This window comes from Streptomyces sp. NPDC058459 (assembly GCF_042721685.1).
In the GTDB taxonomy this organism is placed as follows: domain Bacteria; phylum Actinomycetota; class Actinomycetes; order Streptomycetales; family Streptomycetaceae; genus Streptomyces.
This window is the reverse complement of sequence record NZ_JBHXLV010000232.1, coordinates 1-10,193: the sequence shown is the minus strand read 5'-3', so window position 1 is coordinate 10,193 and position 10,193 is coordinate 1. Positions and strand designations below refer to the sequence as shown.

At 65.3% G+C, this 10,193-nt stretch carries 5 protein-coding genes and 1 pseudogene; 1 reads left to right on the top strand and 5 read right to left on the bottom strand.

The genetic code is table 11. The features are described from left to right. Window positions 1–465: 465 nt before the first annotated feature. The 5 genes and pseudogenes from ACFWN1_RS28620 to ACFWN1_RS28600 form a co-directional block, all read right to left on the bottom strand. On the bottom strand, window positions 466–2,667 hold the full coding sequence (locus ACFWN1_RS28620; RefSeq protein WP_384368043.1) for an ATP-binding protein: 2,202 nt from the start codon (window positions 2,665–2,667) through the stop codon (window positions 466–468). A gap of 30 nt (window positions 2,668–2,697) precedes the next feature. Then, window positions 2,698–2,934, bottom strand: coding sequence for a hypothetical protein (locus ACFWN1_RS28615; protein WP_384368040.1), 237 nt, complete (start codon window positions 2,932–2,934; stop codon window positions 2,698–2,700). Further along, window positions 2,931–3,170: a transposase gene (locus tag ACFWN1_RS28610; RefSeq protein ID WP_384368037.1), complete on the bottom strand. Its 240-nt coding sequence runs from the start codon at window positions 3,168–3,170 to the stop codon at window positions 2,931–2,933. Before ACFWN1_RS28610 ends, ACFWN1_RS28615 begins: the two co-directional genes overlap by 4 nt. A gap of 377 nt (window positions 3,171–3,547) precedes the next feature. Next, on the bottom strand, window positions 3,548–7,534 hold the full coding sequence (locus tag ACFWN1_RS28605) for a P-loop NTPase fold protein (RefSeq protein WP_384368034.1): 3,987 nt from the start codon (window positions 7,532–7,534) through the stop codon (window positions 3,548–3,550). A gap of 215 nt (window positions 7,535–7,749) precedes the next feature. Then, a pseudogene (locus ACFWN1_RS28600) lies at window positions 7,750–8,019 on the bottom strand (methyltransferase domain-containing protein); the annotation flags it as partial. A gap of 1,157 nt (window positions 8,020–9,176) precedes the next feature. Here ACFWN1_RS28600 and xerC point away from each other — a divergent pair. Then, window positions 9,177–10,193: tyrosine recombinase XerC (gene xerC, locus ACFWN1_RS28595; RefSeq protein ID WP_384368031.1), on the top strand; the 1,017-nt coding region annotated here is incomplete at its 3' end.

Genomic DNA, 10,193 nt, shown 5'->3' with positions numbered 1-10,193 from the left:
GCGCTAAGCCATGGCGGGGATCCGGTATGGCCAAGATCGCAACGTCTGTCTGCCGATGTGTAGGGCGATATGAGAATGCGTGCAGCTGGAAAAGGTAGTCCGCCAGCCCCCGGCTATGCGCGTTGACCTACCACAACGCCACTGCTACACCGCAAACTGGCACTATTACTTTCACACCGCTGTGCCATCGGCTAGATCGAGTTGCGTCGCCCATCCAGCATCAATTCACGCAGATAGCACTCTCCCCTGCCCCGCTAATCCCTGCGCGGCACGGATGCGAGCACATTGGCCACGAACTTCGGTAACGCTCTAGGAGGCGCACGCGGAACAACTCGCCCCTCTCCAGGCCCCGTATGCACTCGGCCGGGCCCGCCAACCAGGCGGGAGGTATTGCGTGAGCTGGCGAAGGTCGATTCCTACGCCTACCAGTGTCCATTCGACACCGACGGCCGCTGGAATCTTAAGTCAGCTGGAGGGTAGTCCGAGTTTGTCGAAGAACGCCCGGTTGCGTTCGGTGGCGGCGTTGACGATACGGTCGAAGCTCGCTACTTCGATGTATGCCTTGCACGGCTCGTTGAAACCGAAATAGCCCATGCCGTCATGGGTGGGCCGCAGGCCCGCGTATTCGCATCTGTCCACCATCGTCTTTGTGAGGTCGGCGAGGACGTAGCAGAAGGCAGGTGCCTCACGCGTCGGGGGGATCGGCCGCCCCAGCGCGGTCTTCACTCCGCCGGCGCGCACACGCTTCACGTAGTCCAGACACTGCTGGATCGGGTCCTTGTCCTCCGAGGCGTCATTGCGCATCGGCCGTTTGACCTCGATCACGACGATGGACGGCAGCGGGAGCGTTCCCCCTTCCGCGGCCAGCACCGGCGAGCCGACGAGCCGAGTCGAGAGCAGGTCGGGCTCCCTCGTCGAATCGGAGCCCGTGATCGGCATGCTCTTAAGCGTCTTGTCGGAGGCGAGGTAGTCGTGAAACGCGAGCCGCTCGTCGATGATCCAGAGATTGGAGGCTTCGGTGCCGATCTCGTTCGAGTCAGTCCGCATCGGCATGAGCAGTGAGTGGATCGCGTCCTCCCTGCTGTACCTGCCCTGGTCGTCGGACCTGATCTGCCTGGAGAGTACGTCGAGGATCGTTCGTCGGCGCGAGACGTAGGCGGCCAGGTCGGACTGGTTGATGTCGGTCACTGTGTTCAGGTACCGGGCGAGCCGTTCGTCGTAGCCTTCCGGCTGGGCGGAGCCTGCTTCACCCAGGACGGCGTGGCCCTCGGCGAGCGCGGACGCTTCGAGCTTCTGGAGGTTGCTGTGGAGCAGCAGTTCGAGGTCGTGGTCCTTGATGGACGGATCCACGGTTACGCCGAGCGGCTCGAGTCGCGACAGGACGGGCCGGTACCTCGGGGCACGGTTGCTGACGAACTCGTGGACCCGGACCTTGCCCTCCTCGCGTGCTGCGCTGAGCGGTCCGGCCAGGATGCTCTCGACCTCCTTCAGCACGCTCTCCCGGATGTCGTCCATCGACACGTCTTCGATCAGTGGTGTGCCCGGCACACGCTCGCTAATGTCGAAGGCCGTACGGTCGGCGCGGACGTGGCTGTCCAGGAAGTCGGAGGACAAGTAGCAGACGTACGTGAACGGGGAGGACTCCGCGTCCCTGAGCCTCCCGTAGAGCCCTGGCACCTTGCTGGTGAGGTTTTCCTCCATCACCACACGGTTCGCAGCACACCAGTACAGCCGTGGTGCGAGGTTCCTCGGCGAGGACTTCAGGCGGAGGCTCACCATGTCGAACCTCTCCCCCTTGACGTCGATCGATGTCCTTTGCATGTCGGAGTACACGAAGTCGTGCATGAGGCTGTTGAGCGAGACCGCCCCGTCATCGTCGGCCACCGTGATGTCGGGCGCGCCGCCGGGGCGCAGAAAGTACCAGATGCAGTGCTCGAAGACCTCACGGGCAATGGCCTCGACGGTCTTCAGGGCGCTCTGCTGGAAGGGCCTTTTGAACCCGTCGAGACTCACGGTCGTGCCGACCTCAGCTGGAGTGTCCGCTTCCCCGTCCGGCTCGACCTCTCCCTGGACGGAGAAGCGGAACTGCCGCCCGTTAAGGCATCCAGCTTCGTCCTCGTAGGCGCTGCGGACCGTGACCCTGTCGAACGCCTTGAGCCAGAGCAGGCGCCCCACACCGCGGCAGCCCATGTCGGCCTTGTGGTCGCTGTCCAACGTCTCGAAAGATGTCATGTTCTCCGGAGTGAAGCCCACTCCGTTGTCATCGACGTGGAAGCCGACGATGGGCTTCAACGCCGCGCGCCCTGGGCCGACGTGGCTGAAGTCGACTGCTTCCTGCTGGCTGCGCCGGATCCTGATGCTCAGACGACCGGGCTCTGCGTCGTCGCCGAACCGGGCGTCGATCGCCTGGATGGCGTTGACCACGGCCTCCAGGAGCGGCAAAAGGGCATGGCTTTTCGGCAGGCTCGTGTTCCGGACCCGGCCGGCCAGCGACGTGGTTAGTGCCATCGTCCACCTCCTCGCTCCCAGACCGCCCACCCTATCGGCGGGCCTGGAGCAAAGCGTGCTGGGCGGCCGAAACTTGCCCGGCAAAACCCCAGACACCACGAGGTCGTCGTGCACCGGCGGACCGGCCTTCTTGGCCTTGCCGCGTTTCTTCCCGAACACGCTCCACCAGCGGTTGTCCCGGCAGATCCGCTACGCGGTCCGGTCGGCCATGCCCGATCCCGCGCTGCAGGCTTCGTCGGCCAGGAATCGGTAGCCGAACTCCGGATCATCGCGGTGAGCGTCGAACAGCGCGTTCGCGCGTGTGGCCTGCTCGAACTCGGCATCGGTCAGCGGCTGTTCAAGCCAGCGGTAGTAGGGCTGTCTGGCGAGCTTCAGGACCCGGCACGTGTCCGTGACGGGAATCCCGCCCGTGGCCAGCTCCTTCACGAGCGGGTAGATCCTTTTCCCGGCAGATGCGCCTGCGACAGGTAGGCCGCGGCCCGGCGCAGGACCTTGTTCTCCTGCCCCAGCAGCTTGATCCGCCGACGCGCTTCCCGCAGTTCCGCGTTCTCCTGCGTAGTCGTCCCGGGCTTCACTCCGTCGTCGATGTCTGCGCGACGCATCCACTTCCACAGCGTCATCGCGTGAATGCCGAAGTCGGCGGCCACCTGCTCGACCGTCACGCCCGGGCCGCGGTTCCTCGCGACCCGCACGACGTCCTAGCGGAACTCTTCCGGGTATGGCTTGGGCACAGCGACATCCTTCCCACCCGCTCCACGGGGCAGGCCAGTTCAGATGTCACCTGATCGTGCAGCAGACCCATTGAACGTCGACACCACTCGCTCAGCCCGTCGACCTACTCGACGAAGGTACGGCGTCGGCACGAAGTTCGGTCATGGAAGAGCTCACCCGCAACCGGACGACCAACTGCTGTTTCGCCGAGACGTCGTTCATACGCGAGTGCCCCCGCCCGGCAGCTCGGGCACCACGGCGGCGGACCGCAGGCTGCTGCCTCCACAGAGCACCTCGGCGGAGACGCTCACCCGCTCCAGATGCATCCTCATCGGATACCTGCTGCCTTCTTAAAAGCAGTAGTCCGTTCTTTCTCCGCGGCAGTCTTGCTGTGACCGTGCAACGTGCGCCGCAGCGCCGTGGAGACATCAGGTGCGGGGCGAACGGCGTAGCCGAGTGTGGTGGCAGTGTTGACGGTCGCGTCGCGGAGCACGGGAGCTATCTCGTCCACGAGGTTGCCGGGAGCGCTGTCGGGAGTGTGCGTGAGGAGCGCCGCGATGAGCGGGCCGACGCGCTCGATCGTGCCTTGCCCCTTTGCAAGGGCCGCAATGAGGACCTTCCAAAGAGACTCAGGATCAGGGCAAGCGACAACAGTGAGAACTGCATGCGCCTCGTCCCACACCCGAGCCTCGACGGCGTCGTCAAAGTAGTCGGAGATGATCTGGGAAGCCTGCGGACTCGTCGAGATCAGGGTGAGGAGCGCCGGTAGTTCGCTGGTACTAGCTGTAATGAGGGCTGTCGTGATGACGTCTGGTGCTGCTTGAGCAGCTCGATCAGCGAGGTCGGAGCAGCGACCGTTCGCAGCGACGAGCAGGGCCGCTTGGCGTTGCGGGGCGATTGTGTTCCAGAGGGCTGCGGCATGCTGCCAAGGTTCCGCTTCGCCCGTTTCCAGGAGATGCCGGGCAAGAAGGTCAGGCAGTCCATTGCTCTGGGCGAGGTCGGAGCGATGGGCAGCGGCCATGACGAGTGAACGCTCATGGTTCGGGATGGAGGCCCACTGCTCACCGATCCACAATAGCCATTGCACGCTGACGGTTGGATCCGCCACATAGTGGGCTGCAAAGCCTGCGTTCTGAGCCGGTTGCGTGTTCATGCGGTTGTACAGGTGCGACAGTACTTGGGCGAGCCGGGCGGCCCTCGCGGACGGGTCGCTGAGCACAACGTGCAGGCTGGAGAAAATGTCCGCACCGAGCGGCAGGTGGTGCTGTGCCAGCCGATTCGTGAATTCGTCGATCAGGGCAGTAGCCGCTTCCCGGCCCGCGTCGGTGGTCATTACCGCGGCAAGGTGTCGTCGTGCGAATGCGCCGCGGGCGTCATCGGCGGCGACGTTAGCCGTCAGGGCGGTGCGGCAGGCACGGGCGGCTTCCTGGGCTGCGGAGTCGTTCGAGGTAACCCGCATAAAGGTCAAAACGGCTTCCCCGAGCGCGTCGGCCACGGTTGCATCGGCGGATACCGCTTCTCCGAGATGACCGGCGATGGCCACGACACAGGTTGCTTGATCCTGGAACTGCAGGTCGGGAACAACGCTAGCTGCCGCTGCGGCAAGTTCTCGACATGTGTGCGCAGTCTGCGCGACTGCCTCGGCAACGAGAGCGCTGACCTGGCGCCCATCGGGGACGGTGCGGTCGCCGAGGGACCTTAGCCAGTGTTGGACAAGATCCAGAGTCTGCTCGGAGCTCGTGGCATCGTCGTCGTCAACGAGGAAAGCGACCGCGTGCCCAAGGAGCTCGGTGGCGAGCGTGGCACCGGTTGCCGCATCCGAGGCGGTGGCACTGCCCCATTCGTCGTCGGGAATCACGCGCTGGCGCAGAAGGACGACGGCGTGATTACGCAGTGTGTCATCGTCGGCGGACAACCATTCCAGGATGCCGAGCATGATCGGTCGCTGCCACTGGTGGTGGTCGGCTGCCTGTTCGACGGCATGGCGCACCTCGGCCCTGTCGGAGCTGTCCGCGCCCCGGGCTGCCATCACTAGGAGAGCGCGGTACGCGTCTGGTGGCCACGAGGCGCGGTGTGCTTCGGATGCTTCACCATGCTCCACGAGCCACGTCTTCAGTTCACCAGGCCCCCCAGCGCGGGCGAGCGCACGGAAGTACGACTCGAGAGCCGGCCACAGGTGCTGACGGTGTTCGTTCGCAGGGAGCGCGATCAGCGCCCTGGCCCATGCGAAAGCCGGCTGGTCTGCCTCGGAGGTGCTTCCGGACACCGGGGCAGGAGGAGTGCTGAGACTGGCATAGAGGGAGGGCAGGTGCGCTGGAGGCAAGAGGTCGAGGATCCCGATGAGGTGCTGGGCCGCGACGGCCCCGGTCTCGGACCGCCGGCTGGCGATGCGGTCGGTCAGATTGAGCAGAGCGCGGCCGACAGGATCGTCGTGAGAGACAAGGTGGTCCACAAGGTCAGGCGTGTACGCGAGAGCGTGCACGGTCGCTGCCATCGTGTTGTCGAGGTCCTGGCGAGGGCGGGCGGATTCCAGTGCGTGGGTCCCGGCAAGCAGCACGCGCGCACGCATATCGGTGGCCTTGAGACGGTCGCGGAAGGCATCGGCGTCGCGTTGGAGGAGTTCGCGTTGGACGGCTGCTGCCTGGTCACTACCCAGAGCGCGGCTAGCAGGTGTGGAGCCCAGGGTCAGGAGCGGCGTCAGGTGAGTCGTGCGCTTGATCTGCGCTCGGAAGGCCGTGGCCCGCAGGTAGTGCAATCCCGGGTGGGCCGCGGTGTCGAGACGGGGAAGGGTTTCGGATGGGTCCACGGATCCATCGTCTATACGGTCTTCCTCGTCATCGAGGGTGTACCTAGCGACAAGCGGATCACGCAGCGCGCCGGAGGAACCCAGCAGCGCGTCGTCCAAGAGGGCAAGCAGGTCATGTTCGGCGCGGATGTCGTCGTATAGGGCCCGGTAGTCGTGGCGGAGCGTAGTGATCCGGGCCAGGGTGATGGGGTGGCCGGTGACCTCGCCGGGGGCGATCCAGGCGGACGTGCCGTTGTCCTGCTCGCGTCGGATGGCGAGCCCGTAGTCGGCTAGGAAGGCATTGAGCAGGCGGATGGCGTGCCGGGGATCACGGACCTCCGGATGGATGAGGGTCTCAAGGACGTCGCGCACTGCGGACATGCCGCCCAACAGGTCCACCACTGGGTGCAGATCGGGCTGAGTGAGAAGGTGCTCAAGGTACTGCCGGAGATCCGCGTCGTGGTGGGCGGGAAGCATGAGCCGGACGGTGAACAGCTTGTTCAAGTACTCCTGTGCTGCTTCTTCCGTCGCCTTGCGTTCGGCAGCTCTGGTCGGACGCTGCTGTGCAGTCGATTGCGTGCCCTGGGCAGGTCGGTGGGCCAGGCCCGGGCGCACGCCGACGATCGCCTCCCGAACGATGTCCTCGTCGCAGGAGAGCAGGAAAACGGGTGGGTGCTTGTGATGGGTACCGGTCAGCAGGAGGCTGCGGACGGTGGTGATGGCTTCGAGCACCTCGCCTGCTGCCAGGCGGTCGATGTCATCGATGGCGACGACCAGCCGACGGTCGATGGCCTCGATCAGCCCGGAGAACACCTGCTCCAGGTCGTCCGTGGATTCCGGACGGGGCGTGGTGAGGGTGATCTCGTGTTTCTTGAGCGTGGACAGTGCGCCGTCCTTGGCTGTTCCGAGGACATAGGCCACGACCGCAGTGCCTGACAAGGCAGTTGTCAGCGGGCCGGCGCCCCGAGCTGCGAACCAGGTCCAGGCCGACGCCCCCGCTCCGCGCTCGAAAAAGTGGCCGATCGCCACAATAAGTGCGCCGAGCAGCCAGATCGCAACCAGGGAGGCAATAAGCCACGTGAGCGCCGCACCAGCGGCTGCGGGGTAGCTGAACCACCGAGTACTTCCCGGCTTGGCGGATTTCCCGGTAGGGCGCGGTGCAGTGCGCTGACGGCTGCCCTCCAAGCAGGCCCGTTCGGATTCCCATTGCTTGACGGTGATGAGATCCTGCCGCCGGGCTTCGTCAAGTAGCCCGTACAACAGTCCTCTCGCACGGGCTGACCCACTGTGTCGCTCAGCGCTCAAGTGCAGGATCGCCCAGCTCTTGTCGCCCTTCAGTTCGTCTGCCAGGAGACGGACGACGGAGGACTTGCCACTGCCGAACGGCCCAAGGAGTCCGACAGCGAGCGGCTGAGTGGAGCCGCGGACGATACCGAGGAGCTCACGGCTCACTGACCGATGATCAAAACGATCTTGATCGGGTGAGGCGATCGCGCTGTCTTCGATGATCCACGGACGTTGTCGTGCCATGTCGTACCGCTCCGCTCCGAACCTGCTGCATACGGGTGAGCGGATGATATGGGCTACCACTGACAACGAGACCCCAAATCAGGACCAGGCGAACCACAGGCGCGCCCGCCCTCGGTAGGCCGATATCCGACACTGCGCATCAACACGCCCACTCATGCATCTGAAGCAAGGCAGCCCGGCACCCACAGAAGCCGGAGACCACGGCGACGTCGGTAATCTAGCCAGCGCATCCGCCCCGCGTCCGGCTTGCCGCGCGCGACGTCGACGGACGCCCGCGCGGAATCGACGCCAGTGACCGTGATCCCGCGCTCGGCGAGCAGCAGCGCGAACATGTTCGTACCGCAACCGATGCCCAGCAAGAACCGCACGCCGGACTCCTCCCCCATCGCGAGATACGCGTCGAGATCGCTACGGTCGCCGAGTGGGTCGTAGATGGCGGCGAGGCGCGGATGCCCGAAAGTCGCGTCAACCTTGGAGGCGAACACATGTGCCCCCGAGCCCGCGCGGTCACTACTTTTTCGGTTACGGCACCGAGGGGGCGCGGCAAAGTGCGCCGCTGATCCTGGCACCCCTATCGGGGTACGGCCGTTCCAAAGCGAACCTCGGCCACGCCGCTCGGGAGTTACCTTCACATGTCCCGCCCACATCAGAAGTCAGGCGCCGCGACATCGGGAGCCCAATGCCGAGAGCATGGCTCCAAGTCGCCGGGCCACGCGGGTGGCCGCTCGGCGTCAAGACATCCCAGGTCCTCCTGCCTCATCGGGGAAATCAACAGGCCACTTGAACAGCCCTTCAACCCATCTGATGCCCCATCAGAACGAGCGTCAAATGAGCGTCAAGATACCTCTGAGAGCGTCATTTCAGCGTCAAGATATCGCCCGTAACGCGCATAGCGCACATCTCGCACACCCACTAAAACCGCAGGTCAGCGGCCCTTTTCGGCAGGCTCAAGGATCGCGACGCACTCCACGTGGTGGGTCATCGGAAAGGCATGAAACGGCACGGCGCCTGCGCCAAGCAGGTACGCGATCGCTGGCGCGTCCGACGAACTTGTCGCCTCTGGGAGCCGCGCTCCGGCGATCTCGTGAGCGAGCGGAACATAGCCGCACATCGCCGGTTAGCCAAACCGGCGTTTCTACAGACGATTGTTGTTGCAACGTCCGCCCCGAGCACTCCCGCGGTTCGATCCCTCAGCGACGACTCCCCGCCACCAAAGCGGCAACTTGCCGCGTCCTCCCCTTGCGAGCCGTTTGCCCCGTCGCCGGTGACCTTCTCCCGCATCCGTTTGGTGCTCCACAACGCTCGGAGATCCACCGCACTTGCCCCTCGAACCGATAACCGCCTCAACAGACCGTCAACCGCGCAAGCAGAAGGAGGAAGCGGCGCACTCCACAGTCAAATGCTCTGCCACCGTCCCCGCTGACTGCCGTTCATCCCTCCTGCTGGCCAATGCCTGGTATTCGACGAGTGACCTCGCCGTCTGCCTGGACGTGGACGCCTCGACTCTGCGCCGTTGGCGCACCGCTCGGCCGCCGCAGGGTCCGCCGTTTGTCTCCGTTTCGGAACGCGTGATCATGTACAGCGCGCTCGACGTGGAGGAATGGCTGCGCAGCCGCCGGACCGTCCCGGGTAGGGAAGCCTGATGGCCGAGAAGGCCGTTGTTCCGGTCGGTGTCCGGCTCTCCACCGATATCGAGTACCGGCCCGATCGACCCAATCCTTACCGAGCGCGTGTCCGCTGGTTCGATCCGGCTACGAAGCGGCGCCTGTCCCTGTCGGAGGGAAAGGCGGACGAGGACGAGGCGCAGGAGTGGCTCCAGGACATCATCGAAGCCGCACAGGCCGGGCTGTCCCCCACGCTCGCCACCATGAAACTCGCCGAATACGGCGACACAAACATGGACCTCGCCCTGCGCGGGCTGGAGTTGAAGACCCTCGACCCGTATCTGGCGGGATGGCGGATGCGCGTCGTCCCCGCGCTCGGCCACCTCGCCGTACGGATGATCACCAACGGCGTCGTCGACCGCAGCGTGCAGAACTGGATCGTCGACGAGCACAGCCGCTCCACGGTGAAGAACACCATCGCCGTCCTGGTCCGCGTCATGGAGCAGGCAGTCCGAGACGGCATCATCAAAGTCAACCCCGCCCGGGTCAGCGGCTGGCAGAAGCTCTACAAGCAGGCCGAGGACGAACTCCGCGACCCACGAGCCCTCGCCCTGCCCGACTGGACCACACTCGTCCAACTGGCCGACGCACTCGTGGCCGCCTCTCACAACCAGTACCAGGGCTGGGGCGACGTCGTCCTCTTCGCCGCGAGCACCGCCGCCCGGATCGGCGAAGTCTCCGGATGCCGCGTCGGCGACATCGACACCAGCCAGTGGATCTGGACCGTACAACGCCAGACCACACCCGCCCCCGGCGGTCTCACCGACAAGGGCACCAAGGGCAAGCGCGCCCGCAAAGTGCCCATCATCGAGGAGATCCGCCCACTGGTGGCCCAGCGCGTCCTCGCCGCAGGCCCAGCCCCCGACGCACGCCTCTTCACCGGCCCACGCGGAGGACGCATCTCCACCGCGGTCCTGCGCGACGCGACCCACTGGGACGAGGTCGTCACCCGCCTCGGCTACGAACACCTGCGCCGCCACGACCTCCGCCACACC

What these genes read in the sequence shown, in the direction of transcription:
- ACFWN1_RS28605 (WP_384368034.1), bottom strand. Translation starts at nt 7,534, where the DNA reads ATGGCACGACAACGTCCGTGGATCATCGAAGACAGCGCGATCGCCTCA.